The 26,299-nt window shown below is 70.2% G+C and carries 21 protein-coding genes, 4 tRNA genes, 1 other RNA gene and 2 pseudogenes; 10 read left to right on the forward strand and 18 right to left on the reverse strand.

Going from position 1 to position 26,299, the window contains the following annotated elements:
* The first annotated feature begins 72 nt into the window (after positions 1-72).
* Positions 73-1,155 (forward strand): Leu/Phe/Val dehydrogenase, encoded by a 1,083-nt coding sequence (locus ACWD04_RS25690; protein WP_451135703.1) that lies wholly within the window; start codon positions 73-75, stop codon positions 1,153-1,155.
* 345 nt (positions 1,156-1,500) lie between these two features.
* Positions 1,501-1,758, forward strand: coding sequence for a DUF3073 domain-containing protein (locus ACWD04_RS25695; protein WP_451135705.1), 258 nt, complete (start codon positions 1,501-1,503; stop codon positions 1,756-1,758).
* Positions 1,759-1,950: 192 nt separating this feature from the next.
* Here the strand turns inward: ACWD04_RS25695 and purM are convergent, their stop codons facing one another.
* The 9 genes from purM to purS all read right to left on the reverse strand — a co-directional run bounded on the left by purM (position 1,951) and on the right by purS (position 11,928).
* Positions 1,951-3,024, reverse strand: coding sequence for a phosphoribosylformylglycinamidine cyclo-ligase (gene purM, locus ACWD04_RS25700; RefSeq protein ID WP_451135707.1), 1,074 nt, complete (start codon positions 3,022-3,024; stop codon positions 1,951-1,953).
* A gap of 60 nt (positions 3,025-3,084) precedes the next feature.
* Positions 3,085-4,611: an amidophosphoribosyltransferase gene (gene purF / locus ACWD04_RS25705; RefSeq protein WP_451135709.1), complete on the reverse strand. Its 1,527-nt coding sequence runs from the start codon at positions 4,609-4,611 to the stop codon at positions 3,085-3,087.
* Positions 4,612-5,257: 646 nt separating this feature from the next.
* Positions 5,258-6,112, reverse strand: coding sequence for an META domain-containing protein (locus tag ACWD04_RS25710; protein ID WP_451135711.1), 855 nt, complete (start codon positions 6,110-6,112; stop codon positions 5,258-5,260).
* A gap of 38 nt (positions 6,113-6,150) precedes the next feature.
* The gene (locus ACWD04_RS25715) at positions 6,151-6,951 is read right to left on the reverse strand and encodes a sterol carrier family protein (protein WP_451135713.1); all 801 of its coding nucleotides are present in this window, start codon (positions 6,949-6,951) and stop codon (positions 6,151-6,153) included.
* 314 nt (positions 6,952-7,265) lie between these two features.
* Positions 7,266-8,090, reverse strand: a complete 825-nt coding sequence (locus ACWD04_RS25720) for a M23 family metallopeptidase (RefSeq protein ID WP_451135715.1) — start codon at positions 8,088-8,090, stop codon at positions 7,266-7,268.
* A 32-nt stretch (positions 8,091-8,122) separates the two neighbouring features.
* A complete protein-coding gene (locus tag ACWD04_RS25725; protein WP_451135717.1) occupies positions 8,123-8,647 on the reverse strand; it encodes an ArsR/SmtB family transcription factor in 525 nt (174 codons plus the stop codon).
* Between the two features lie 106 nt (positions 8,648-8,753).
* Positions 8,754-11,003 (reverse strand): phosphoribosylformylglycinamidine synthase subunit PurL, encoded by a 2,250-nt coding sequence (gene purL, locus ACWD04_RS25730; RefSeq protein ID WP_451135719.1) that lies wholly within the window; start codon positions 11,001-11,003, stop codon positions 8,754-8,756.
* A complete protein-coding gene (purQ, locus tag ACWD04_RS25735; RefSeq protein WP_451135721.1) occupies positions 11,000-11,680 on the reverse strand; it encodes a phosphoribosylformylglycinamidine synthase subunit PurQ in 681 nt (226 codons plus the stop codon). Before purQ ends, purL begins: the two co-directional genes overlap by 4 nt.
* Entirely contained in the window at positions 11,677-11,928 is a 252-nt protein-coding gene (gene purS / locus ACWD04_RS25740) for a phosphoribosylformylglycinamidine synthase subunit PurS (RefSeq protein ID WP_033296931.1), read from the reverse strand. Before purS ends, purQ begins: the two co-directional genes overlap by 4 nt.
* Positions 11,929-12,321: 393 nt before the next feature.
* On the opposite strand from purS, the gene ACWD04_RS25745 reads away from it, so the two are divergent.
* The 7 genes and pseudogenes from ACWD04_RS25745 to ACWD04_RS25775 all read left to right on the forward strand — a co-directional run bounded on the left by ACWD04_RS25745 (position 12,322) and on the right by ACWD04_RS25775 (position 14,683).
* Positions 12,322-12,657, forward strand: a complete 336-nt coding sequence (locus ACWD04_RS25745; RefSeq protein WP_451135723.1) for a histone-like nucleoid-structuring protein Lsr2 — start codon at positions 12,322-12,324, stop codon at positions 12,655-12,657.
* Between the two features lie 152 nt (positions 12,658-12,809).
* Positions 12,810-12,881: transfer RNA gene (locus ACWD04_RS25750), tRNA-Gly, on the forward strand.
* Positions 12,882-12,960: 79 nt separating this feature from the next.
* Positions 12,961-13,033, forward strand: a tRNA-Gly gene (locus ACWD04_RS25755).
* A gap of 253 nt (positions 13,034-13,286) precedes the next feature.
* Positions 13,287-13,484 (forward strand): hypothetical protein, encoded by a 198-nt coding sequence (locus ACWD04_RS25760; protein ID WP_451135725.1) that lies wholly within the window; start codon positions 13,287-13,289, stop codon positions 13,482-13,484.
* A gap of 283 nt (positions 13,485-13,767) precedes the next feature.
* Positions 13,768-14,147, forward strand: a pseudogene (locus ACWD04_RS25765) (sensor histidine kinase); the annotation flags it as partial.
* Between the two features lie 3 nt (positions 14,148-14,150).
* Positions 14,151-14,585, forward strand: a pseudogene (locus ACWD04_RS25770) (DNA-binding response regulator); the annotation flags it as partial.
* Between the two features lie 22 nt (positions 14,586-14,607).
* Positions 14,608-14,683, forward strand: a tRNA-Gly gene (locus ACWD04_RS25775).
* A gap of 40 nt (positions 14,684-14,723) precedes the next feature.
* Here ACWD04_RS25775 and ACWD04_RS25780 read toward each other — a convergent pair.
* The 6 genes from ACWD04_RS25780 to ffs all read right to left on the reverse strand — a co-directional run bounded on the left by ACWD04_RS25780 (position 14,724) and on the right by ffs (position 23,348).
* Entirely contained in the window at positions 14,724-15,650 is a 927-nt protein-coding gene (locus ACWD04_RS25780; protein ID WP_451135806.1) for a phosphoribosylaminoimidazolesuccinocarboxamide synthase, read from the reverse strand.
* Positions 15,651-15,772: 122 nt separating this feature from the next.
* On the reverse strand, positions 15,773-17,236 hold the full coding sequence (locus ACWD04_RS25785; protein ID WP_451135727.1) for a N,N-dimethylformamidase beta subunit family domain-containing protein: 1,464 nt from the start codon (positions 17,234-17,236) through the stop codon (positions 15,773-15,775).
* Positions 17,237-17,452: 216 nt separating this feature from the next.
* A complete protein-coding gene (locus tag ACWD04_RS25790; RefSeq protein ID WP_451135729.1) occupies positions 17,453-19,177 on the reverse strand; it encodes a hypothetical protein in 1,725 nt (574 codons plus the stop codon).
* Positions 19,178-19,537: 360 nt separating this feature from the next.
* Complete coding sequence (gene purD, locus ACWD04_RS25795; protein ID WP_451135731.1) at positions 19,538-20,791, reverse strand: phosphoribosylamine--glycine ligase; 1,254 nt, start codon at positions 20,789-20,791, stop codon at positions 19,538-19,540.
* Between the two features lie 123 nt (positions 20,792-20,914).
* The gene (locus ACWD04_RS25800) at positions 20,915-23,173 is read right to left on the reverse strand and encodes a DNA polymerase III subunit gamma and tau (protein ID WP_451135733.1); all 2,259 of its coding nucleotides are present in this window, start codon (positions 23,171-23,173) and stop codon (positions 20,915-20,917) included.
* Positions 23,174-23,253: 80 nt separating this feature from the next.
* An RNA gene (gene ffs, locus ACWD04_RS25805) (signal recognition particle sRNA small type) lies at positions 23,254-23,348 on the reverse strand.
* 132 nt (positions 23,349-23,480) lie between these two features.
* Here ffs and ACWD04_RS25810 point away from each other — a divergent pair.
* Positions 23,481-23,568, forward strand: a tRNA-Ser gene (locus ACWD04_RS25810).
* 152 nt (positions 23,569-23,720) lie between these two features.
* Here the strand turns inward: ACWD04_RS25810 and ACWD04_RS25815 are convergent.
* The 3 genes from ACWD04_RS25815 to ACWD04_RS25825 all read right to left on the reverse strand — a co-directional run bounded on the left by ACWD04_RS25815 (position 23,721) and on the right by ACWD04_RS25825 (position 26,065).
* Complete coding sequence (locus tag ACWD04_RS25815) at positions 23,721-24,134, reverse strand: DNA-binding protein (RefSeq protein WP_451135735.1); 414 nt, start codon at positions 24,132-24,134, stop codon at positions 23,721-23,723.
* Positions 24,116-24,400 (reverse strand): hypothetical protein, encoded by a 285-nt coding sequence (locus ACWD04_RS25820; protein WP_205019245.1) that lies wholly within the window; start codon positions 24,398-24,400, stop codon positions 24,116-24,118. Before ACWD04_RS25820 ends, ACWD04_RS25815 begins: the two co-directional genes overlap by 19 nt.
* A gap of 1,011 nt (positions 24,401-25,411) precedes the next feature.
* A complete protein-coding gene (locus ACWD04_RS25825) occupies positions 25,412-26,065 on the reverse strand; it encodes a DUF1326 domain-containing protein (RefSeq protein WP_451135737.1) in 654 nt (217 codons plus the stop codon).
* Positions 26,066-26,299: the final 234 nt, after the last annotated feature.

A 26,299-nucleotide genomic window follows, 5' to 3' on the forward strand; every position in this document is an offset into this window, starting at 1 on the left:
GTACCGGCCGGTCCGAGACCCTCCCCACCTTCAGGAGGGGCCCCCGCCGCTTCGTACTTGGGAGTCACCACAGTGACCGATGTGACCAACGGCGTCCTGCACACCCTTTTCCACTCGGATCAGGGGGGCCACGAGCAAGTCGTGATCTGCCAGGACCGTGCCAGCGGCCTCAAGGCCGTGATCGCCCTCCACTCCACCGCCCTGGGCCCGGCCCTCGGCGGGACGCGCTTCTATCCGTACGCCTCCGAGGAGGAGGCCGTCACGGACGCGCTGAATCTCTCGCGCGGCATGTCGTACAAGAACGCCATGGCCGGCCTCGACCACGGCGGCGGCAAGGCCGTCATCATCGGCGATCCCGACCTGATCAAGTCCGAAGAACTGCTGCTGGCCTACGGCCGGTTCGTGGCCTCGCTCGGCGGACGTTATGTGACCGCCTGTGATGTCGGCACGTACGTCGCCGACATGGACGTCGTCGCCCGGGAGTGCCGCTGGACCACCGGCCGCTCCCCCGAGAACGGCGGCGCGGGCGACTCCTCCGTACTCACCGCGTTCGGCGTCTTCCAGGGCATGCGCGCCTCCGCGCAGCACTTGTGGGGTGACCCCACGCTGCGCGGCCGCAAGGTCGGTGTCGCGGGCGTCGGAAAGGTCGGCCGCCACCTGGTCGAGCACCTGCTGAGCGACGGCGCCGAAGTCGTCGTGACGGATGTGCGCGAGGAATCCGTACGCCGGATCACCGAGCCGCACCCCGAGGTCTCCGTGGCCTCGGACACGGACGCGCTGATCCGCACCGAAGGGCTGGACATCTACGCCCCGTGCGCGCTGGGCGGTGCGCTGGACGACGAGAGTGTCCCCGTACTCACCGCCAAGGTGGTGTGCGGCGCGGCCAACAACCAGCTCGCCCACACGGGCGTCGAGAAGGACCTTGCCGACCGATCGGTGCTGTATGCACCGGACTATGTGGTGAACGCCGGTGGCGTGATCCAGGTCGCCGACGAGCTCCATGGTTTCGACTTCGACCGGTGCAAGGCGAAAGCCACGAAGATCTTCGACACCACGCTGGCCATATTCGCACGTGCGAAGGCTGACGGGATTCCGCCGGCCGCGGCGGCCGACCGGATCGCCGAACAGCGGATGGCGGACGCCCGCCGTCGCTGACGCGCTGCTCCGACGTCGCCCCTCCGTCACCGGCCTGTCAGGAACATCCGGTGGCGGGGGACCTTCCCGCACCCGGGAGCCGCCGACGTGCCACAGGGAGACAAGACTCACTCCGGTCGGCGGGTCGACCGCCCCGAAGAGGTTAATATCGGGGTTGACCAGCGAGGACGGGCTCCTCTGCGGTCCTGCACGGAGGCGCGTGATGCGGGCGGCGTACCGTATGGCCGAGGAAGCAGGTACCGTTAAAGCCACGGGCGCGGTCTCTCCGCTGAGAGTCCGTCCCGAAACATGAACGCGTGTCAAGACTCTGGGGCCGTCGAGCCCCGTCACCGAGGGGGTCGAGCCATGGGGCGCGGCCGGGCAAAGGCCAAGCAGACCAAGGTCGCCCGCCAGCTGAAGTACAGCAGCGGCGGGACTGACCTATCGCGTCTGGCCAATGAGCTGGGCGCATCGCCTTCGAGTCAACCACCGAACGCAGAGCCGTTCGAGGACGACGACGAGGAAGATGACCCGTACGCACAGTACGCGGATCTGTACAACGACGACGAGGACGCGGACGAGGACGGCCAGTCCGGTCCGTCGTCAAAGCGCCGCGGCGCTTGACCTCGCGCTGACACATCAACCCGGTCCGGGCCTGCCCGGACCGGGTTCTGTGCTGTAGCGGTACGGACGGATGCGGTCACTCCCGCGAGCGGTCGGCGGGCGACGCCGCCCGTCGGCGCTCCGGGGGTGCCGGACCGACGGGCGAGGCGTCGTCGTGCGCCGTGGCAGGCGATGTCGCTGCCTGCCACGGTACTAGCGTGCGTAGCCGCCGGTCAGCTCGGCACCCGTGGCGTGGTCACCGCGCTCAGTGATCTCGCCGGCGACCCAGGAGTCGACACCCCGGTCGGCCAGCGTCGTCAGGGCCGCGTCGACCGAGTCCGCCGGGACGATCGCGATCATGCCGACACCCATGTTGAGCGTTTTCTCCAGCTCCAGCTGCTCGACCTTCCCGGCCGTGCCGACCAGGTCGAAAACGGCGCCCGGCGTCCAGGTGGAGCGGTCGACCGTGGCGTGCAGCCCGGCCGGGATCACCCGGGCCAGGTTGTTGGCCAGGCCACCACCGGTGACGTGGCTGAAGCCGTGCACCTCGGTCGTGCGGGTCAGCGCCAGGCAGTCCAGGGAGTAGATCCTGGTGGGTTCCAGGAGCTCCTCGCCGAGCGTCCTGCCGAACTCCTCAACCTGGCGGTCCAGGGTCCAGCCGGCCCGGTCGAAGACCACGTGGCGGACGAGCGAGTACCCGTTCGAGTGAAGACCGGACGACGCCATCGCGATCACGGCGTCACCCTTACGGATGCGATCCGGACCCAGCAGCCGGTCGGCCTCGACCACACCCGTACCGGCACCCGCGACATCGAAGTCGTCGGGGCCCAGCAGACCCGGGTGCTCGGCCGTCTCTCCGCCGACCAAGGCGCAGCCCGCCAGGACACAGCCTTCGGCGATGCCCTTCACGATGGCCGCGACACGCTCGGGATGCACCTTGCCGACACAGATGTAGTCGGTCATGAAGAGCGGCTCCGCGCCGCAGACGACCAGGTCGTCGACGACCATGCCGACGAGGTCGTGACCGATGGTGTCGTACACACCCATCTGCCGGGCCAGATCGACCTTCGTGCCGACGCCGTCGGTGGCGGAGGCGAGCAGCGGGCGCTCGTAACGCTTGAGCGCCGAGGCGTCGAAGAGGCCGGCGAAACCGCCGAGGCCGCCGAGGCCCACGACCTCGGGGCGCTGCGTCTTCTTCACCCACTCCTTCATCAGCTCGACGGCGCGGTCACCGGCTTCGATGTCGACGCCCGCCGCAGCGTAGGAAGCACCTGTTGTCTCAGACATGGCCCGGGATCTTTCGTGTGGGAATACGGGGCTGGTGGGGAGGCAGCCGGTCGGTCCGGGTCACGGACGACGCAGCGCGTCGGCCGCCGCGGTCGCGGCGGGGCCGGCCGCCAGCTCGGTCTCCAGCAGCTGCTTACCGAGCAGCTCCGGGTCGGGGAGCTCCATCGGGTATTCGCCGTCGAAGCAGGCGCGGCACAGATTCGGCTTGGCGATCGTCGTCGCCTCTACCATCGCGTCCAGCGAGATGTACGCGAGGGAGTCGGCACCCATGGAGGTGGCGATCTCGTCGACGGACATGCCGTTGGCGATCAGCTCGGCCCGCGTCGCGAAGTCGATGCCGAAGAAGCAGGGCCACTTCACGGGCGGGGAGGAGATCCGGATGTGGATCTCGGCGGCGCCCGCCTCGCGCAGCATCCTGACCAGGGCACGCTGGGTGTTGCCGCGGACGATCGAGTCGTCGACGACCACCAGGCGCTTGCCCTTGATGACTTCCTTCAGCGGATTGAGCTTGAGACGGATGCCCAGCTGGCGGATGGTCTGTGAAGGCTGGATGAAGGTTCGGCCGACGTAGGCGTTCTTGACCAGTCCGGCACCGAACGGAATTCCGCTCGCCTCGGCGTAGCCGATGGCCGCGGGGGTACCCGATTCCGGCGTCGCTATGACCAGATCGGCCTCGGCGGGGGCCTCGGCCGCCAGCTTCCGGCCCATCTCGACCCGGGAGAGGTAGACGTTCCGCCCGGCGATGTCGGTGTCGGGGCGGGCCAGATAGACGTACTCGAAGACACAGCCCTTGGGCTTCGCTTCTGCGAAGCGGGTGCTGCGGAGGCCGTTCTCGTCGATGGCGACGAGCTCACCCGCCTCGATCTCGCGGACGAAGCTGGCACCGCAGATGTCGAGGGCGGCGGACTCGGAGGCCACCACCCAGCCACGCTCGAGCCGGCCGAGGACCAGGGGGCGGATGCCCTGCGGGTCACGGGCGGCGTAGAGGGTGTGCTCGTCCATGAAGACGAGCGAGAAGGCGCCCTTGACCTCGGGGAGCACCTTGACGGCGGCCTCCTCGACGGTGAGCGGCTTGTCCTCGGCATCTCTCTGACCGGCGAGCAGCGCGGTCACCAGGTCGGTGTCGTTGGTCGCTGCGACCTGGGTGGCACGGCCGTCCTTGCGCGGAAGGTCGGCGACCATCTCGGCGAGCTGGGCCGTATTGACCAGGTTGCCGTTGTGACCCAGGGCGATCGAGCCGTGCGCGGTGGCACGGAACGTCGGCTGCGCGTTCTCCCACACCGAGGCACCGGTGGTGGAGTAACGGGCATGACCGACCGCGATATGGCCCTGGAGCGATCCCAGAGACGTTTCGTCGAAGACCTGCGAGACCAGTCCCATGTCTTTGAAGACCAGGATCTGGGACCCGTTGCTCACTGCGATGCCCGCGGACTCCTGTCCACGGTGCTGCAGGGCATACAGTCCGAAATAGGTGAGCTTGGCGACCTCTTCGCCGGGAGCCCAGACACCGAAGACGCCGCAAGCGTCCTGGGGGCCTTTCTCTCCGGGGAGCAGGTCGTGGTTGAGTCGTCCATCACCACGAGGCACGCCACCGAGTGTAGGCGAGATCGACCACCGGTCCGAATTGGGCGACCCCCCGGCAGGGACTGCCGACGGGACCGCGGGGCGCTCGCCGCAGAGGCCGGGGCCGACATCGGACGATTACTCCGGGTCACCGACGCGACGTCTCGGCCCTGGCCTGGGAGGGCCCCGCAGCGGCCGACACCGGGCACAGACGGCGGTTACCGGCCGGTCGGGCGACTCGGCGACTCCACGCCGCGATCGCCCCGCTGGTGGCACTCGGTGAGCCGGACCAACCGGCAGGGCAAGCGGTGGTCGAACGCTCGTTCCGTGGCGAGCCTCACACCGGGCGACCGCCACCGGAAGGCCGTGCGAGCCACTTCGGAGCCCCTCACGGGCGGGCCTGGGCCCGCCCGACCGTCCGGCCGGGCCCACCCAGGGGCCCTGGGCGCGAACGGCGTAATCGGGACAGTTGTCCGCAGTCCGAGCCCACCACTGACAGGCACACGCCCCGGCGGAAGACTCCTTCCCCCTGCAGCCCCTCGGCGCGGCAGCCGAACCGCAGGGCCTGGCGGAGCCGCGGGCGGCGTGGAGGAAGACGGACTCCGGCCTGCTCCGTATCCGTGGGGTTACTGAGAGTCGGCCGCATCCCGCGCGGATCAGCCCTGGCCGGTCAGCCCTTGTGCTCGGCCGCCGGGGCGGACGCCACGAGCCCCTTGCCGCTCCCGGTCTCGATCGACAGGGAGCGGTGATCGATCTCGTACGTCGTCTTCCCCTCCAGCACACCGAGGAGCGCTCGCTCCAGCTCCATCTCGGGGCCCGCGCACATCTTCCGGGTGGAGGTGAGCGGACCGAAGGTGAGAGTGGAGCCGGAGACCGACGCCTTGCCACGGAAGGAGTTGCAGCCGAGGTTCCCCTCCACCGCTCCGTCCTCGCCGAAGGTGAGGTGCGCCTTGTTCTCCGTACCGGACGGCACGGAGGCGGCCCCCCTGCCCGATAGCAGGCCGGTCACCTTCCAGGCGGTGCCGGTCAGGGGGGCCGGGGGCTCGGAGGTGAGGGCGATGGAGTCCCCCTCCGCGGTGGTCAGGGTCAGGGTCTTCTCGTCGCTCCGGCCGGCCACGGCGGCCTTGAGCTCGCCGCTGAAGGTCCGGCCCATCGCCTTCTCGAACTGCTGGACATCCTTCTCGCACCCCATTTCGGTGGTCGTGCCCGGCCCGACGGAGACCTTGTCGCCCTCGACGTGGGCCTCGGCGGTGAAGCGGTTACAGCCCAGATTGCCCGTGGCCTTCCCCGCGGAGTCGATCTCGACGTGTGCGCCGGCGGGGGCGGTGGTCTTCTTCCCGCCGACGGTCAGGGAGGACACGTTCCAGTGGACACCGGTCACGGACGGCCCGCTTCGTACCGAGCCGCTGCCGTCCCCGGAATTTCCGGAGCCCCCGGAACCCGCTCCGGAAGAGCCCGGCTCCGTACCGCAGGCGGCAAGGGCGAGGAGGGCCAGGACGCTGACAGCCATACGTTGTTTGCGCATGGCCCTGGGACGGATCGAGTAACCGATCCGGTTCCCCCTCAGCCCATCAGCGGGAGCAGCGGAGCCAGGTCGGCCCGCTCACCACTGGCGCTGACCTGCGCCGCGTCGAGCGCCTCCGCCCACCGCGTACGTCCCGTGGCCAGCCGGATCCAGGTGAGGGGGTCCGTCTCCACGACATTGGGCGGCGTGCCCCGGGTGTGCTTGGGGCCGCCGATGCACTGGACGACGGCGAAGGGCGGGACGCGCACCTCGACGGAACCGCCGGGCACCTTGTCCGCGAGCGCGTCGGCGAGCAGCCGGGTGCAGGCCGCGAGCGCCTGGCGGTCGTAACCGATGGAGAGTCCGGCCGCGCGGTTGAGGTCGTCGGTGTGCACGACGAGTTCCACGGTGCGGGTGACCAGGAAGTCGCCCAGCCGCATCGTGCCGCCCCGTGTCGTCACCAGCCGCTCGCCCGCGCTCGCGGGGACCAGCCGCGCGAACCGGTCGGCCGTCTCCCCGTACAGCGCGGCGAGGCCTGGGTGGGCCTCGGCCGGTTCCCGGGTGTCGTCGGCGATGCCCTCCGCCCCGCCCGCGGCGGAGAAGGGCCACTCCAGCAGGGTGAGCTGCGGCTTGGGCCCGGGCGGCTCCGGCAGCTCCATCTCATGGCTGACGCGATCCATCGCCTTGGTGAGGTGGACGGCGAGGTCCCGCACGGTCCACTCCCCCAGCCCGGACGGCCCGGCCAGCCGGCCCTCCGTCAGCGCGGCCACCGCCTCCCGGACACGGTCGAACTGGGCCAGGACCGCGAGGCGGGTCCGGCTGAGGTCATAGACGCGCGGGCGCTTCTTGGCCGGGGGCATAGGGCGAGACTAACCGGCGCCTGTGACAGTGCGCGCCCACCGCAGGGTCGCTCAACTCCGTTCGAAGTCCGAGGTCCGGGGGAAGGTGAGACCGGTGCAACCGCAGCGTCAGGTGGCGTCGTCGACGTACGCCCGGACAAGGGCTCCAGCCGGTCGCGGGGGGTGCGGCGTCACGGGTCAGGGCGAAGTGCCCGTACGTCGTCCCCAAGTCGCCCACCCGGTCGGCTCCGCATCGGACCCAGGTGGCCCGGCAGCGCACGTACCGTCCGTGATCATTCCCCCGTACCGCACCGACACGTGACGCCCGCAAGCCATCAGTGGCTACCGGCCGTCCCGCCGGTGACGAAGATTTCATCGTTGCCCGGGACACCGACACCCCGCCAGGTGAAGGGGATCCCCCGCGCCACGTCGAGATCGGGGTGGTCCATCAGCTGGAAGTGCACATGCGGCTCGGTGGAGTTGCCGGAGTTGCCGCAGCGGGCGAGCAGTTGCCCCTCCCGGACGGTGTCCCCGGCCTTCACCTGGAGGGACCCGCGCCGGACATGCGCGTATGCGGCGTACGTGCCGTCGCCGAGGTCGAGCACGATGTGGTTGCCGAAGATCCTGTGGGCGCCGGCCATGTCGCGTACGAAGGCCTCCACCAGCATCAGATACGCCAGCGCCGGGCCCGAGTTCCGGCTGAGGTGATCGCGCCGGCCGTCGCTCGCGCGGACGACGGTGCCGTCCGCCACCGCGACGAGCGGGGCGCCGAAGGCCGGAAACGCGCGGTTGGGCCGGGCGACCGGCCACAGCCGTCGGAAGGGCGGACGGCTGCCCTCCTCCGGTTCGGCGACGATGTCGATCGCGTATGCCTGCCCATAGGCGTGCGTGCCGTGGCTCGGCACCTTGTCGGCCGGGCTGTTGACGGCGGTCCAGCGGCCCGTCACCGGCGGCCCCACCTCCACAGCGGGCCGGGGGTCCGTCACGCCCGCGCCGCCGGAACGGCTCAGCGCGTAGCCGGTCACGAGAGCCGTCACGGCGGGCAGGAACACCAAGGCGAACGGGTCCAGCGGTCCCGTGAACGTGGTGACCACCACCAGTGCGACAAAGACCAACCAGCAGCAGCGGTACAGGACCATCGCGGCTTTGCGTACGGACATGACGTCCCCCTCGTTCGTATCGGTCCGGCTCCTCAGGGCCGGGCGGCCGTGAGCATCACCAGCAGCGGCACCACCCGTGCGCCGGGCACCTCGTAGCGCCCGCGCTCCTTCGTGTGCAGCCAGCCCGCGGCGGTGAGCAGGCGCAGATGGTGGTAGATCTGGCCGGTTGTGCCCGTCTCGTCCAGCCCGGCCAGCTCGGCAGCGGTACGCCGGCCCGCGAGGATCTCGCGGAGCAGCCGCAGCCGTACCGGATGACCGAGTGCCGCCAGGGGTTCGGCGGCTTCCGCCCAGTCGGGGCGGTCCTCGTCGGTCCCCAGGAGGCCTGCGGTGAGCGCTCCGTACTGCCACTCGTACCGCTCACCGGCGGGCAGCTTCACCGCGCCCGTGAACAGCACCCCGCCGTCGGCCGCGGCCTCCCCGACCTGTTCGAGCTGGTCCTTCAGCCCGTCCAGCGCCCAGAAGTCACCGTCGCTCAGGCTCGGTTGCCCGCCGCCCGCCGCCTGCTCCAGCGCCGCCATCCGGCGCTCCAGCTCGGCGACGCGTTCCTCAAGCTCCACAGAACACAACCTTACGTAATTACGTAACATGCATCAACAGTTTCCGGTGAGAACGCCGAAGCCCCCGTCCGGTAGACCCGGACGGGGGCTTCGGTACGGGCAGAACTTAGGCGAACAGACCCCTCAGAGTCCCCTCGTGCGCCGTACGCAGCTCGCTCAGCGGGATGCTGAACTCGCCCTGGATCTCGATCTCCTCGCCGTCCACGACACCGATCCGGGCCACGGGCAGTCCCCGCGCCCCGCACATGTCGTTGAAGCGGAGCTCCTCACTGCGCGGGACCGAGACGACCGCACGGCCGGCCGACTCCGAGAACAGGAAGGTGAACGCGTCCACGCCCTCCGGCACGACCAGCCGGGCACCCTTCCCGCCGCGCAGGCAGGACTCGGTGACCGCCTGGATCAGGCCGCCGTCGGAGAGGTCGTGCGCCGCGTCGATCATGCCGTCGCGGGAGGCCGAGATCAGGATCTCGCCGAGCAGCTTCTCGCGGCCCAGGTCCACCTTGGGCGGCATGCCGCCCAAGTGCTGGTGGATGACCTCGGACCATGCCGAGCCGCCGAACTCCTCGCGGGTCTCGCCCAGGAGGTAGAGCAGCTGGCCCTCTTCGGCGAAGGCGACCGGCGTGCGCCGGGTGACGTCGTCGATCACGCCGAGCACCGCGACGACGGGCGTCGGGTGGATCGCCGTCTCACCGGTCTGGTTGTACAGCGACACGTTGCCGCCGGTGACCGGGGTGCCGAGCTCCAGGCAGCCGTCCGCGAGACCACGGGTGGCCTCGGCGAACTGCCACATGACGTCCGGGTCCTCGGGGGAACCGAAGTTCAGGCAGTCGGAGATGGCGAGCGGCTTGGCGCCGGAGGCGGCGACGTTGCGGTAGGACTCGGCCAGCGCGAGCTGCGCGCCCGTGTACGGGTCGAGCTTGGCGTAGCGGCCGTTACCGTCGGTCGCCATGGCCACGCCCAGGTTCGACTCCTCGTCGATCCGGACCATGCCGGCGTCCTCGGGCATCGCGAGCACGGTGTTGCCCTGCACGAAGCGGTCGTACTGGTCGGTGATCCAGGACTTGGAGGCCTGGTTCGGGGAGCCGACCAGCTTCAGGACCTGCTCGCGCAGTTCGGCGCCGTCGGCCGGACGGGCCAGCTTGCCGGCGTCGTCGGCCTGCAGCGCGTCCTGCCAGGAGGGACGGGCGAACGGACGGTGGTAGGTCGGGCCCTCGTGGGCGACGGACCGCGGCGGTACGTCCACGATCTGCTCGCCGTGCCAGAAGATCTCCAGCTGCGAGCCCTCGGTCACCTCACCGATGACGGTGGCGATGACGTCCCACTTCTCACAGATCTCCAGGAAGCGGTCCACGTGCTGCGGTTCGACGATCGCGCACATGCGCTCCTGCGACTCGCTCATGAGGATCTCCTCGGGCGAGAGCGAGGAGTCACGCAGCGGCACGGTGTCCAGGTCGACGCGCATACCGCCGGAACCCGCGGAGGCCAGCTCGCTCGTGGCGCAGGAGAGCCCGGCGCCGCCGAGGTCCTGGATGCCCGCGACGAGCTTCTCCTTGAAAATCTCCAGGGTGCACTCGATGAGGAGCTTCTCCTGGAACGGGTCGCCGACCTGGACGGCGGGCCGCTTCGCGGGCCCGGTCGACTCGAAGGTCTCCGAGGCCAGCACGGAGACGCCGCCGATGCCGTCGCCGCCGGTGCGGGCGCCGTACAGGATCACCTTGTTGCCGGGTCCGGAGGCCTGGGCGAGGTGGATGTCCTCGTGCTTCATCACGCCGATACAGCCGGCGTTGACGAGCGGGTTGCCCTGGTAGCAGGCGTCGAAGACGACCTCGCCACCGATGTTCGGCAGGCCGAGGCAGTTGCCGTAGCCGCCGATGCCCGCGACGACACCGGGCAGCACCCGGCGGGTGTCGGGGTGGTCGGCCGCACCGAAGCGCAGCGGGTCGACGACCGCGATCGGGCGGGCCCCCATGGCCAGGATGTCGCGGACGATGCCGCCGACGCCGGTGGCCGCGCCCTGGTAGGGCTCGATGTACGAGGGGTGGTTGTGCGACTCGACCTTGAAGGTGACCGCGTACCCCTGGCCGACGTCGACCACACCGGCGTTCTCGCCGATGCCGACGAGCATCGCGTCGTTCTCGGGGACCTTCTCGCCGAACTGCTTGAGATGGACCTTGCTGCTCTTGTAGGAGCAGTGCTCGGACCACATCACGGAGTACATGGCGAGCTCGGCGCCGGTGGGACGGCGGCCCAGGATCTCGCGGATCCGGGCGTACTCGTCCTCCTTGAGGCCGAGGTCCTTCCAGGGCTGCCCGGTGTCCGGGGTTTCGGCCGCGTGCTTGACCGTGTCCAGGCTCATGCGTTGACCAGCTTCTTGATGATCGAGGTGAAGAAACCGAGACCGTCGGTGCGACCGGTGCCGATCAGCGGCTCGACGGCGTGCTCCGGGTGCGGCATCAGACCGACGACGTTGCCCGCGGCGTTCGTGATGCCGGCGATGTCGCGCAGCGAGCCGTTCGGGTTGAGGTCGGCGTAGCGGAAGGCGACGCGGCCCTCGGCCTCGAGCTCGTCGAGCGTGTGATCGTCGGCGGTGTACCGGCCGTCCACGTTCTTCAGCGGTACCGAGATCTCCTGGCCCGCGGTGTAGTCCGAGGTCCAGGCCGTGTCCGCGTTCTCCACCCGCAGCTTCTGGTCGCGGCAGATGAAGTGGAGGTGGTTGTTGCGCAGCATCGCGCCGGGCAGCAGGTGTGCCTCGGTCAGGATCTGGAAGCCGTTGCAGATGCCGAGGACCGGCATGCCGGCCTTCGCCTGCTCGATGACGGTCTCCATCACCGGCGAGAAACGCGAGATGGCGCCGGCGCGCAGATAGTCGCCGTAACTGAATCCGCCCGCCAGGATGACCGCGTCGACCTGGCGGAGGTCCTTGTCACGGTGCCAGAGAGATACGGGTTCGGCACCCGCGATCCGCACGGCCCGCAGGCTGTCCTGGTCGTCGAGCGTGCCGGGAAAAGTGACGACTCCGATACGGGTGGTCACTTCTCCTCCTCCACCTTGACGGTGAAGTCCTCGATGACGGTGTTGGCGAGAAACGTCTCGGCCATCTCGTTAATACGGGCAAGGGCGGCATCGTCGACCGGCCCCTCGACCTCGAGCTCGAAACGCTTTCCCTGACGAACGTCCGCGATTCCGTCGAAGCCGAGACGGGGCAGTGCGCGCTGCACAGCCTGTCCCTGCGGGTCGAGGATCTCCGGCTTGAGCATGACGTCGACTACGACGCGTGCCACGGGCACTCCCGGTGGTGTGGTGCGGCTGTTTCTCCGAGGGGTTCCCCAGATCCCCGCGGGTCCTCTCAGCGTACCTGGCCAGAAAATCTACGCGGGTAGATATCGACGGCGCGATCACGGACAGATATCGGAGGCGACAACGCCCAGCGAAAATCCCGGGAAAAATCTTCACCCGGATTGCCCGCGGACACACGGAGGCAACACGCGGATGCAACACGCGGATGCAATTGGCCGGGCTTCACAATGCGGCTCCTGCCGCTGTACAAATGAATAGCCGGGAAAGCACGATTACCCCGGGACAGCCGACAGCAGTCGAGCCCATCCGCCCAGCCGCCGGAAGGCCGGCATCAGCGCATGTCAGCGCGACGATGCCGCAGGAAAGGACCGATATCCGTGGCTCAGCGCGTAGTAGTTACGCTCTCCGACGACATCGACGGGGGAGAAGCGGCGGAAACGGTCACCTTCGCCCTGGACGGTAAGTCGTACGAGATCGACCTGAATCCCGCCAATGCAAAGAAACTGCGCAAGACGCTGGCCCCGTACGTCGCGGCCAGCCGAAAGCAGACAAATACCGGCAAGCGCGGCAAGCCCCCCGTGTCGTACCACCACACGTCGCTCGCGCCGGACCCCGCGGCCGTGCGCGCCTGGGCCCGCTCGCACCGCATGGAGGTGCCGGCCCGCGGCCGGATCCCCAAAAAGGTCTACGAGGCATTCAGCGCGGCCAGTTGAGAGCAGCGCCCGGAATGCTCCCTTCCGCTTCAACGTCCTCCGGGCCCCGGAGCCGCACCTCGGGGAGCCGACTTGCACAACACCCCTGCAGGTCGGCTAGAGTCTGGAGCACGCCGAAGGGCAAGGCCGAAAAGCCGGGTCCGACGCAGCGTGCGGGTGTAGTTCAGTAGTAGAACATCCCCCTTCCAGGGGGAAGGCGCAGTGTGCAATTCCTGTCACCCGCTCTGCACTGCCTTACCGGACCACTGAGTGGATCAGGTAGAGTAGTGAGCGCTCCACCGGTGAAAGCCGAGTGGTAGCAATGCGGACGTAGCTCAGTTGGTAGAGCGCAACCTTGCCAAGGTTGAGGTCGCCAGTTCGAACCTGGTCGTCCGCTCTTGATTCAAAGGCCCCGGTCGATCTCGACCGGGGCCTTTGACGTTCCCGGACATCGACCCATGACGTCTGTCATGAGTAGTAATGACCACGCGCATTACTCACGGTCGCGAACCAACGGAAGACTTGATCCTTGACCGGCGACGGCTCTTCCCCGTCCGGAACCGGGTGGGTACGGGCACGGGTGCGCATGGCAGACGCGCGAGGGGTTCGACGACATCGATCTCTACACGCACAGGACCATCCCCCGGACCATGCACACCATGGTCCGGGGGATGGTCCTGCGCGTGGTGCTCCTGTCGGTGACACACCCGGGGCGGCACTCGGACGCGTCCGCCGTCCTGATCGCCGCTACGGTCCTGAGCGCGATCACCCAGGGCGCCTGCTCGGTACCGCTGATCGTCCGGCCCTCGACAGCTTCCTCGGCCGCGGGGCCGTCGAACGACGATTGATCGCGCTCGCGGCCGTCCTGCTCATCGTGAACGCGGCAGGCCTGCCGGCGCTCGGCGGATACGCCGGCACCCCGAGGTTTCCCGAGCTGCGGCTGGCCCTGGGGGCCGCACTGTGGCCGTTCCTGACGCCTTTCGTCCTCGCCGTACCGGTGTGGGCATCCGGTGTGTGCATCGCGGTTGTCGCGGCGGGCATGAGCGGCGGCATGCTGCCGACCGGGGGCACCGGGCCGTTCGCCCCTGACCAGGTCGGCGGGGGTGGGCATCGGCGGTGCACCGATCGACCCGGCCGGCGGTCGCCGAGGAGCGACTGCGCTTCGAGGGGCGGGACACACACGAAGTCCTGCGCCGGAATCCGGCGGTGATCGCGCTGAAGAGCGAGCTCGCGGTCGAGCCGGCTCAGCGCGGAAAGCCCACGGCGATGGGCCGGATGATCGAGGTACAGCGCATCGCACAAGCCGCCCAGCAGGAGGTCCGCGACGTGCGTACGGGGATATCGGGAGGCCGACCGTACGGAACTTCTGGGCGCCCAGGGCGTCTTGCGGGCAGCCGGAATCGAATGCACCGTCCACGGCGACGGCGGGCAGCTTCCCGCTCCGGTCCGGGTCGGTGCTCGGCTGATCCGTACGGGAGGCGGCCACCAAGGTCCTGCGACACGGCGCCCCCGGCGGCGCGGACGGTGTGAAGGTCGCCACAGCACCGCGGGCCGGACTGCCCGGCTGCCGCACCGTGATCGTGACAAGCGATGACAGGCCGGGGAAACAGGCCGGGGAATCTGAAGCGGGCACTGGAGGCGGGCGTCCGTGCGTTCGTCCCGAAGACGGTCGGCGCCCGGCGGCGGGCCGAGATCATCCGTACCGTCCACGCGGGGAAACCGTTTCGTGCACCCGGAGTTGACGGCCGACGCGATCGTCGCCGGGGACTCCCCGCCGACCGCACGGGAGGACGAGGTGCTGGAGCCGACGGCGGACGGCGCGCCGGTCGCGGAGCGTGCGTCGCTGTCACCGGGGACGGTGCGCGCCCGCCTCGGCCGCCGTCTCCGAACTCGGTGCGGAGAACCGCCGTGCGGCAGTGCGTCTCGCAGGCCGCAGAGGTTGGGTATAGTAGGCATCGCACTTCGGCGCACGCGGACGTAGCTCAGTTGGTAGAGCGCAACCTTGCCAAGGTTGAGGTCGCCAGTTCGAACCTGGTCGTCCGCTCCATGTAGAAGGCCCCGGTCCTCGCGACCGGGGCCTTCTTGCGTCACACCCCCTGGGCCGGCCAGCTCGTGCCCGTCAGGAGCTCGTACGCGTCCAGGTACTTGGCCCGGGTCGCGTCGACGATGTCCTGCGGCAGCGGCGGGGGCGGCTGTTCGCCGTGGCGGTCCCAGCCGGACGCCGGTGAGGTCAGCCAGTCGCGCACGAACTGCTTGTCGTACGAAGGCTGCGCCTTGCCCGGCTCCCAGGTCTCGGCCGGCCAGAAGCGGGAGGAGTCGGGCGTCAGCACCTCGTCCGCGAGGACCAGCTCCTCGCCGCCGTCCGCGGAGGGCGCGAAGCCGAACTCGAACTTCGTGTCGGCGAGGATGATCCCCCGCTCACGGGCGATGTCCCGGGCGCGGCCGTAGACGTCGAGCGTCGTCCGGCGCAGTACGGCCGCCGTCTCGGGGCCGACCTCGCGGGCGACCTCCTCGTACGAGACGTTCTCGTCGTGGTCGCCGACCGCGGCCTTCGTGGCCGGGGTGAAGATCGGCCCCGGGAGCTCGGAGCCGTCGACGAGCCCCTCGGGCAGCCCGAGACCGCAGACCGTACGGGACGCGTTGTACTCGACCAGGCCTGAGCCCGTCAGATAACCGCGCGCCACGCACTCGACCTGGACCATCCGCAGCGAGCGGCAGATCAGGGTGCGGCCGGCCCAGTCGGCGGGCGCCCCGGCAGGGAGCTCCGCCGACAGCACATGGTTGGGGACCAGATCGGCGAGCTGGTCGAACCACCACAGCGACAGCTGGGTGAGGACGCGGCCCTTGTCCGGGATCTCGGTGGGCAGGACCCAGTCGTACGCGGAGATACGGTCGCTGGCGACCATCACGAGGTCGCCCGCCTCGTTCCGGTACAGGTCGCGCACCTTGCCGGTGTGCAGATGGGTGAGCCCGGGCACCTGCACAGGCTCGGGCTTTTCTACGAAACCGGACACGCTGCCTCCGCGTAGGTTGATCCAGGAGTCGTAGCGATTGTCCCGCATGCGAAGGAGCCGCGCCGCCGGGGGTCGCCCCGTGGACACGGGGGCCCCTCGGCGGCGCGGATCCTCGGTCCCGCTCAGTCCCGCTTACAGATCCGGTCGAGCAGATTGGCCGTGGCCCGCTGAATACGGGAGTCGACATGGCCCGGCCGGTCCAGAGCCGGAGACCAGGCGAAAGTGCCCGACGCGAAGACGAGCGCGCCCGACGGGGCGCGGTACAGCGAGGTCTCCTGGTGCCGGGTGGCCCCCTCGCTGTCCGCGTACGGAGAATGCGCGAGCAGCATGCGGCTCTCGTGCTCGGGCAGCGCCGTGCGCGGGAAGTAACGGTCGGCCTCACCGGCGACCAGCCCGTCGATCTCGTCGCCCTCGGCTGCGCCAGTGGCTTCCCAGAGCCAGTGGCCGGCATTCCGCACGACCAGCGGATGGGGGTCGGGGACCCGGCCCGCGTACTGGATGCCGAGCATCTGCTGCTCGGGGCGGTCGATGTCGCGCCACAGCGCGGACTTCCCCGGGCCGCGGCGCTTGCGGCAGGTGAGCAGGCGGTCGGGGACACCTGAGGGGGACGGGCCCAGACCGACCTGCCAGTACATGGTGTTGGCCGAGAGGAAGACGAGCGAGGTGCCGGTGTCCCGGGCGAGCTCGGTGGTACGGCGCATCGGCACCGACCAGTACTCGTCGTGGCCGGGGAAGACGAGGCCCCGGTAACGGCTGGGGTCGACCCGGCCGGCGTGCAGATCGCGGGCGTCGGCGTACGCGAGGTCGTAACCGTAGCGCTCGGCCCAGCGGATGAAGTCGTAGGCGTGGCCCACATGCAGAGGCAGCCCGGCGCCTGCGTAGGGGCGGTCGAAGGAGACGGTGACGGCGGCGTCCTCCTCGCCCAGCAGCCGGCCCTGATCATTCCAGGCGTGGTAGAGACTCGCGCCGGTGCGACCGTCCTCCGGGTAGAGGTTGTAGGCCTGCCAGGTGACGTCGGGGAGCAGGAGCAGCAGGTCCGCCGGATGGTTGTCGCGGACCGTGAACGGGACGTGCGAACGGTGGCCGTCGGCGGTGGTGAGCACGGCGACGTAGGCGCCGACCGACCAGTAGGCGGGGATCTGAAGCCGCCAGGAGAGCCACCAGTGATGGCAGGAGACCGTCCGGTCGGCGGTCATGGGCGCCGGCTGGACGATGCCGGAGAGGCGCGGGCTGGTGCTGATCTTGGCGGCGCCGTCGCCCGCATAGTGCCCGATGCGGTACACGTCGACGGAGAACTCCTGGGGCGGGTCCACCGTGATGTGGAAGTCGATCGCCTCGCCGGGTGCCGCGGCGCCGGGAGACACGAATCCCTTGATCTGCCGGCGCACGTCGTCGGCCGTACGCGTGCCGCCGCCGGATCCACCCCGGCCGAGGTCGGGATCGACGTACCAGGGGACGACCTGACCGGTGTCGTCGAGGTAGTTGTCGCTGCTGCGCAGCCACGGCAGCGGGCCCTGCCCGAAGGGGTCACTCACGGCATGCGCGAGGGCACCCGATTCCCATCGCCGGATCTGCTCCGCCCCCATCCCGCGCCCCTCCCTCGTCCCCGAACATCTGATGCGCCGGATGCCGACGCCGGGCTCAGCACATCACATTACGCAGGCACTCCGTCACCGTTCGTCGCGAATTGACTGGACCAAAGCCCGACCTTCCGCGTATTGAGAGGACATTTAGGTTATTTTGCCACCTAAAGTGGACGAACGGCCGTGCAGCTCGGTCTCCTCCCGCCGCAGGCGCACCTCTCAGCCCAGGCGTACGGGCTTGTCGGCGCGCACCCCTACCGCGGTGAGCCAGGAGAGCAGCGGCTCCGCGTCCCCGTCCTCGACGAGGCAGAGCACGGGGGCGCCGAGGTCCGACCCGCGTCCGCCGTCGACCAGCAGCGCCGGTCCGTCGAGCCAGTCGAGCCCGGGTGCGGCACCCGCCGTGTCCACGGCGGCGCAGCAGACCATCGCCACGACATGGTCGGCGAGCAACTCAGCTCCCGTACGCGGCGGCTGCAGGGGGAAGAGCGGGAGCGGGACCGGCCCCCAGAGGTCGAGGGGGCCGGTGCCCACCCCGGCCGACGTGCCGTCCGCCGGGGCGCCGCTTGCACCGGTCAGGGGCCGCGGAGCCGCCCTTTCCTCGTCGCGGGCGACGGCGGCGCCGATCCCGGCCGCGAGCGCCTCGCTGTCGGCGCCGGGTGCGGCGAGGTGGTCGATCACGCGCGCCAGCGTGGGCACCGCGGCCTCCGACGCGTCCGGTGCCCCCACCGGGACACTGGTGGCCACTCCCATGGCGTCGAGCACCCGGTGCAGGCGGGCAGCCTCCATACGCCATTTCCGGTCCACGACCTCTTCCGGATACTGCTGCCAGTCGACCGGGGACCAGCCGGGTCCGGCCTCCGCCGGCCCTCCGTGGAAAAGGCGGGCGGCCAGCAGCGAGGCCGCCTCGTCCGCCGCGCCGGGCTCCTCGATCAGATCGCAGGCGGGGCGCTCCCCCAGCCGGGAGGTGAAGCCCTGGGCGAGGCGGTCGCGCCGGGAGAGCTCCGTGAGCGCGGAGACGACACCGGCGTCGAGCCGAGAGGGCCAGCGCCCCATCCGCCAGGCGGGCAGCGCGACCCGGGTCAGCAGCCGGTCCCAGCCCGCGTAGGCCAGGCCGACCTGCTCCTGGGCGACGATCCGCAGCCCGTAGTCCACCTCCTGGGCACGCCCTGACGCCGCAGCGGCGACGCAGCGCTCCATCTCTGCCGCATGACCGCGACAGCCGCGCAGCAGCACCCTGGCTATCCACCCCACGAAGGCGGCGGGAATCCTGCGTACGGACCCTTGTCCGGGCACCTCGGCATCGGCGACCGCGGCGTCCAGGCCGCGGACGAAACGGCGGGCGGCGGCTATGTCGGGGTGGGCGGACGGCCCTGTGCCCGCGACGACCGGAGCCAGAACCGCACGCAGTTCGGCGACCCGCATCCACCACAGGAAGGGAGAGCCGATCACCAGCACCGGCGCCGCCGGGACACGGCGGCGCCTCCGGGCCCTCGCCAGGCCTTTGGGGTCCCCCGCCCCCGGCTGGGCTGCGGGGTGCGTACGGTCCTCCAGCCAGCTGTCGCAGTCCGGGGTCAGCGCTATGGCCGACGGCGCCGGGACGTCGAGCCGGTCGGCGAGGTCCCGGACCAGCCGGTAGAGATCGGGGGCCGCGGCCTCGGCAAGAGGCACGGTGGGACTGACCGCGGGCCTCGCGCGCGCCACGACCACGGCGACCGCCGCGGCGAGCAGCAGGACCACGACGGCGCAGGCCGTCACCGCCCAGCTGACCGTGGACCACGCCCCGGGGCCGATGCGCCCCTGGGCGCCCGCGACGAGCAGCACGACGGCCACACCCGCCGGAAGGATCGCCAGGGCTGTGGCCCTGCTGCGGATGCGCAGCAGAGCCACAGCCCTGGCCCGCGCTGTGTGCGCACCCAGCTCCTCAACCGAACCGGTACCGGACACGGCTGGACGTCACCCCCTCTGCCCCCGCGACGGTGTTGGTCACTCCCCCACTGTGGCACCCGTCACTGACATCGCAATGCCGGTGGGCCAAGTGCGGAACGCCTGCGCCGCACCATAGTTGGGCCCTCGGCGGGCGTCATCCGGATGGTCGAGTCGTCACCCGATGGAATGGCTTTGGGCAAAGCTGCTGACGTGTCGGCGCCCCAGCGTCGGGTGATACCGCGGTCCTGGCCCCGGGTGCGCGGACACGGCCTCCCGCGCCCTGGCCGGGAGACGCCGGACACGCCTGTGCCCGGCGCCTCCTGGAGGGCCGGGCACACGGAATGAGCAGTCGCAAACGTCTCAGGCGCCTCAGCCGTCTCAGGCTTCTTCGGCGGCCTTACGGGCGATGTCCGTACGGTGCTGGGAGCCCTCGAGCCGGATTCGTCCCACCGCGGTGTAGGCGCGCTCCCGGGCCTGGGTGAGGTCCTTGCCGGTCGCCGTGACGGAGAGCACGCGCCCTCCGGCGCTGACCACCGCGTCGCCGTCCTGCCGGGTGCCGGCGTGCAGGACGAACGCATGCGGCGCATCATGCGCCACCACATCCGCGAGGCCCTCGATCGGGTCTCCCGTGCGGGGCGTGCCCGGGTAGTTGTGCGAGGCGATGACCACGGTGACGGCCGCGTCATCGCGCCAGGTCAGCGCGGGTACGAGTTCCAGGGTGCCGTTGGCGGAACCGAGCAGGACCCCGGCCAGCGGCGTCTTCAGCCGGGCCAGGACCACCTGGGTCTCGGGGTCGCCGAAGCGTGCGTTGAACTCGATGACCCGCACACCGCGTGAGGTGATCGCGAGGCCGGCGTACAGCAGCCCGGAGAAGGGGGTGCCACGGCGGCGGAGCTCGTCGACGGTCGGCTGCAGGACGGTCTGCATGACCTCGTCGACCAGCTTCGGGTCGGCCCAGGGGAGCGGGGAGTACGCACCCATGCCACCGGTGTTCGGGCCCTCGTCGCCGTCCAGGGCGCGCTTGAAGTCCTGGGCGGGCTGAAGGGGCAGCACCGTGGTGCCGTCGGTGATCGCGAAGAGGCTCACCTCGGGGCCGTCGAGGAACTCCTCGATGACCACACGGTCGCAGGCCAGGGCGTGGGCCCGCGCGGCTTCGACGTCATCCGTGACGACGACGCCCTTGCCGGCCGCGAGGCCGTCGTCCTTCACGACGTACGGGGCGCCGAAGGCGTCCAGGGCTTCGTCGATCTCGGCGGGCGTCGTACAGACATAGCTACGGGCGGTCGGGACGTTGGCAGCGGCCATGACGTCCTTGGCGAACGCCTTGGAGCCTTCCAGCTGGGCAGCCTCGCCCGAGGGACCGAAGCAGGGGATGCCGACCGCGCGCACGGCGTCGGCGACACCGGCGACAAGCGGTGCCTCCGGGCCGACGACCACCAGCCCGGCGCCCAGCTCGGTGGCCAGGCGCGCGACGGCGTCGCCGTCGAGTGCGTCGACCGGGTGCAGTTCGGCCACCTCTGCGATTCCGGCGTTGCCGGGGGCGCAGTACAGAGCGGTGACATCGGGGTCGAGGGAGAGAGAGCGGCACAGGGCGTGTTCGCGGGCGCCGCCGCCGATGACGAGGACCTTCACGGGGTGCAGCCTAGCCGCCGGGGGCAGGGGGCCTCGACGGGCGCCGCTCCGTGGACAGCCCGGGGCGGTCCGGAGAGCCTCCTACGCATTGCGAGGAGCCTTCCGGGCGTTGCGAGGAGCCTCCTACTCGTTGGTGAACTCCTCGACGACCGTGGCGCCCAGCTCGCGGACGATCAGGTCGTGCCCGGAGAGCGCCGAGTCGACCAGGTCGGGATCGTCCGCCTCTGCAGTGTCGTCCTCGGGCGCGACCGACCGCGGCGGCTCGGGGGTCGCACGGTCGTACGAGGGCTGCTCAGGCTGCCCGGGCTGCTGCGTCGGGGCCTGCTGTGCAGGCGGCGGAGACTGGTGGGCGGGGGCGGCCGGCCGGGACTCGTACGACGGGGCCGGCGGTGCGGGCGGGGGCTGATACGGGGCGGCCGGAGGCCTGCCGCCACCGCCCCCGCCGCCGGTTTGCACCGGCTGGCCGCCACCGCCCGACGGGTCGACGACCGCATCGACCCGCCACTTGGCGTTGAACTGCTCGGCCAGAGCCTGCTTGAGCACCTCTTCGCTACCGCTGCTGGAGAAGGTGTCCCGGGCACCGGCGTTGAGGAAGCCGAGCTGCAGGGTGCTGCCGTCGAAGCCGGTGACCTGGGCGTTCTGGCTGAGCAGGATCCAGGTGAACCGGCGGCGGTTCTTCACGGCCTCGAGGATGTCCGGCCACATGTTCCGCACCTGGGCGGCGCCCTGTGCCATGTCCTGCCCGCCGGGCGCGGGAGCCTGCGCGACGGGGGCCGGAGCGGACGGGCCAGAGGCCGGGGCGGGCGCCTGCGCCTGCGGTACGCCGCCTCCGGGCGCGGAGGCGGTCGGCCAGCCGCCGGGCCTCCGCGCCGCTTCCGCACCACCCCCGCTGCCGGCTCCAGCCGCTGCGGGCCAGGCGCCGGGGCGCTGACCTGCGGGCGCCGGGGCCGTCGGCTGCTGGGGCGCCGGCTGCTGGGCAGGCGGCGCTTCTTCCTGTGCCTCCGATGCCGCAGCACGGGGCTGCTGGACGGCCGGCGGGGCCGCAGCCATGGGCGCGGCCCGTGGTACGTCGGCGGGGGCACCGCCCGGAACCTCGCCCCGGGCTGCCGCACGGGCCGCCGCGGGACCACCGGCGCCTCCTGCGGGAATCCCGACGCCCGCCCCGTGGGCTTCCGGCCCCGGTACGTACCCCATGGCCGGGCCGGACCCCGCCGCGGCGAAGGACGCGCCGCGCTCCAGCCGGTCCAGCCGGGCCTGGAGCGAACGCTCGTCGTCGAAGGCGGCGGGCAGCAGCACCCGGGCGCAGATCAGCTCCACCTGGAGCCGGGGCGAGGTCGCCCCGCGCATCTCGGTGAGCCCCTCGTTGACCAGGTCCGCGGCGCGGCTCAGTTCGGCGGCGCCGAAGACGGCCGCCTGGGCCTGCATCCGCTCGACCACATCGGCGGGCGCGTCGATGAGCCCCTTGTCCCCGGCATCCGGTACGGCGGCCAGAATCACCAGGTCGCGCAGCCGCTCCAGCAGGTCCGCGACGAAGCGCCGGGGGTCGTTTCCGCCCTCGATCACCTGGTCCACGACCTCGAAGGCGGCCGCCCCGTCGCCCGCTGCGAAGGCGTCCACGACGGAGTCCAGCAGGGACCCGTCCGTATAGCCGAGGAGCGAGGTCGCCATGGCGTATGTCACACCGTCGTCGGCGGCACCGGCCAGCAACTGGTCCATGACGGACATCGAGTCACGCACGGATCCCGCACCGGCCCGCACCACGAGCGGCAGCACACCGTCCTCGACGAAGCTGTTCTCCTTGCCGCACACCTCCGCGAGATAACCACGAAGCGTGCCGGGCGGTACCAGCCGGAAGGGGTAGTGGTGCGTCCGCGACCGGATCGTGCCGATGACCTTCTCGGGCTCGGTGGTCGCGAAGATGAACTTGAGATGCTCCGGCGGCTCCTCGACCACCTTCAGCAGGGCGTTGAACCCGGCCGGGGTGACCATGTGAGCCTCGTCGATGATGTAGATCTTGTACCGGCTCGACGCGGGCCCGAAGAAGGCCTTTTCCCGCAGGTCACGGGCATCGTCCACGCCGCCGTGCGACGCGGCGTCGATCTCGATGACATCGATCGAGCCCGGCCCGTTGCGCGCGAGGTCCTGGCAGGACTGACACTCCCCGCAGGGAGTCGGCGTAGGCCCCTGCACGCAGTTCAGGCAGCGGGCGAGGATGCGGGCACTGGTCGTCTTCCCACAGCCCCGCGGCCCGCTGAACAGGTACGCGTGATTGACCCGGTTGTTCCGCAGGGCCTGCTGCAGGGGGTCAGTGACATGCTCCTGACCGATGACCTCGGCGAAGGACTCGGGGCGATAGCGGCGGTACAGCGCAAGGGACGACACACATACGAGGTTATCGGGGCGGACCGACAACCGGTCCCGCCCCGGACCGAGCCCCGGGCGGAACACCACACCACGGGCACGCAAGGGCCCCCCACGCACCCGCCAGAGCCAACCTACCCTTGCTGCCTTCCGGCCCTGGGGGAGTTCAGTCAGATAGCGCCACGTGAGGGGCTGATGCCCACCTTAACCGATCCCCGCCCCCTGCCGTCCACCCGCTCCCGGCCTCGCCCCTCCCGGAGGACGGACCGGAACGATCTCCGGGGAACGTGTTCGCGAGCACCCTCCAACGTCTTGTATTGTTTGCGGCGGAGGATTCGCCTAGTGGCCTAGGGCGCACGCTTGGAAAGCGTGTTGGGGGCAACCCCTCACGAGTTCGAATCTCGTATCCTCCGCCATTGCTCTCACCGGGCAATACGTCGAAGGGCCCCACCGCTTGCGGTGGGGCCCTTCGACGTTGGTGGTCTCAGTTTCGGTCTCATTCATCTCCGACATTCAGTACATTTCAGCCATGCGGCGAACGCCCCCTCGTTCGGGTCCTGGGCGTCGACTACACGGCGACGAGGCGCACCCTGTCGCCGCAGAGCTTCGCCATGTCGTCAATGTCCGAGGTGAGCATGACGACCGGGCGGCGCTGACGCAGCGCCATCTCGGCCACAGCAGCGTCGATGGCGTACTTGTGACCATGAAGCCCAGCATTGATCAGCATGGCTGAGGCGGCCTTGGCCTCCTCGTCACCGATGTGCACGATTCGCACGCCGGACAGGACCCAGGCGAGCCTCGCCTTATCTGTCCGGCGATACACCGCTTCGATGATGGTGAGTGCGCTGATGACCACCTCCATGCCCCGCTTGCGGGCTTCCGCGACGAGGGCGACGACGGGCTCGTGATCACTGAGAAACTTCGACAAACCCTCGCAGTCGAGAACGAGGGTGCCTTCGTGGCTCAGCTTGCGGCGGGCCACTGCCCCTCCTCGGCGAATACCTCGTCGAAGACCCGGCGTGCACGCTCCTGCTCGCGCTCGGAGATCGCCCCCTGACGGCGTTCGTAGTCGGCCAGGTACTCATCCAGGATCTGACCGCGCAACTCGCGCTCCACCGCTTCGGTGATGAACGCGGAGAACTCACGCTTGCCGACCCGTCGGCGAATCGCCTCCGCCGTCCCCTCGGGGAGGGAGAGACTCACCCTGGTGGCCGGCCCTTCGCCGACGCTGTAAGGAATCTCGCTCATGGAACAGACATTATCAAACAAGTAGGAATTTGGGCCCCGGGCGCAGCATCCGCCGAACGCCGCGAGCCACCCATCCGGCGCCTCGTGGTCTCAGTTCTGGTCTCATTCGCCCACATTCAGCCGCGTCCGGACGTCGCTGAACAGTCCACTCCGTCCCAGGTCAGGACGCCCCTGCCCCTCCCCGAACCCCCAAACGAACATTTGGAAAGCGTGTGGGGGGCAGCCCCTCACGAGTGCGGATCTCGTATCCTCCGCCACTGCTCTCACCAGGCAATACGTCGAAGCTGCAGTCCCCACGAGACTCTTCGGGCTCCTCCGGCCCACTCGCCTCGATGCCCCCGAGACTTCGCGGCCACCGAGACTTCGCGGCCACCATGCTCCGCGCCGAGGGATACGCACCTGCTGCCGAGGGCACGGTACGCATCAGTAGGACACGGCGCCGCCGGGTCACCGCCAGGTCCCGGCCTCGCGCCACCGGATCGTCGCCCTCGCCTCACCGCCCGGCGTCGCGGTGGAGGAAGACGTCGTGGCCAGGGTGGAGCGGAAAGACGCTTGCCGACCACTTCAAGGTATGTGGCGAGCGAACGTCGCGGGTCGGTGAGCACGGTGCACGCGCGCCCCGCCCACTGCTGAGACCGGGATGCCGGCCTCGGGTGGCGGGCCCTTACCTCGTACCTCTCCTGACCTGGTGCTTCCGGCCACCGAAGCAGCGCCGGGACATGGCCTACGAACGCTGCCTCGATCCGGTTGCATTTCTGGTTGCGTTCCCGCGTGGTCTGCATTCCGGTCTCATTCACCGGCGTACGCCACAGTCCGGCAAGCGTGTAGCCGCCGGCTGCGCCACAGGTCGGGAAGCCAGCGACCGAACCCGAGCCATCGGGCGAACAGTTGGCAAGCGTATTGGGGGCACCCCCTCACGCGGCTCGGGTTCGTCTCACCACACACACCGTCGGAGAAAACCGAGGCGGGGGCGCGTCCCGTGGGCTCAGTTCGGCCTCTCCGTTCACTCGCTCAGTTCGGTCCCGTCCAGTCAAAAGTGATGTGCTTGCTGGACTGGCCCTCGCGGCTCCACCGGAAGTCGAACGCGTCGGCGCGATCCGCCACCGAGCGGCCCCACGTCGCAACCTGGCCGGGGCCCGTCTCCGATCCGGGAAGGTTCGTCGTCTGGACGCGCGCACCCTCGGGTGTGGTCGGCCCGGTGAGCGCGACAGCGCTGGCCTCGACCCGGCCCGGGACAGCGGCCCGCCACTTGCCAAGATCGTCATCGGCCTCGAACTCGATGGGGGCGACATCCATGCCACGCATCTCGGCCCCGAGCATGCTGATCATTTCCGCAGGCCAGCTACCGGCCTCACCGCTGAAGATCATCTGTAGCGCTCCGCGCTGCGCCCCGTCGGCACTCTCGTCGAGGAAGACCGCCGCGTACGCATCGGAGTGCTCGGCCCACACGTTGCCGACGAACGAGCCCAGCATCAGCACGTTGAGCCCGTCCAGCGTGATGTCGCCGTAGTGACCCTCACGGATGTGCCAGGCCAGGACTCCCTCGCATGTCCCGTCCGTCGGCGGCTGCGCGAACGAGCAAGGACACGGAATATCGCACCTGCACGTGTCGAACCAGTCGCCGGACACGTGCCACTGCGGAATGGTCTGCGTCGTCTCGGACATCACTGCCTCCTTGCGCACGACCTCCTACGCGACGTCGCGCCGAGCGGTGCGGGAAGTTCGGCAAAAGCTTGGTGACGATGCCCGAATGGCCGGCGCTGCTGCCGAACTCCAGATCAGCAGCTCGGCAATCGGGATATTTTCTTCCATTCTTTCACCGACGGCGGTCGCGAGCCAGAGACCGCGACCGCCCCGTCGCCGACGCGCGACCCGCCATCGTCCGTGATGGGCTGGAAC

The sequence above is a fragment of the Streptomyces sp. NPDC002911 genome (genome assembly GCF_053591835.1).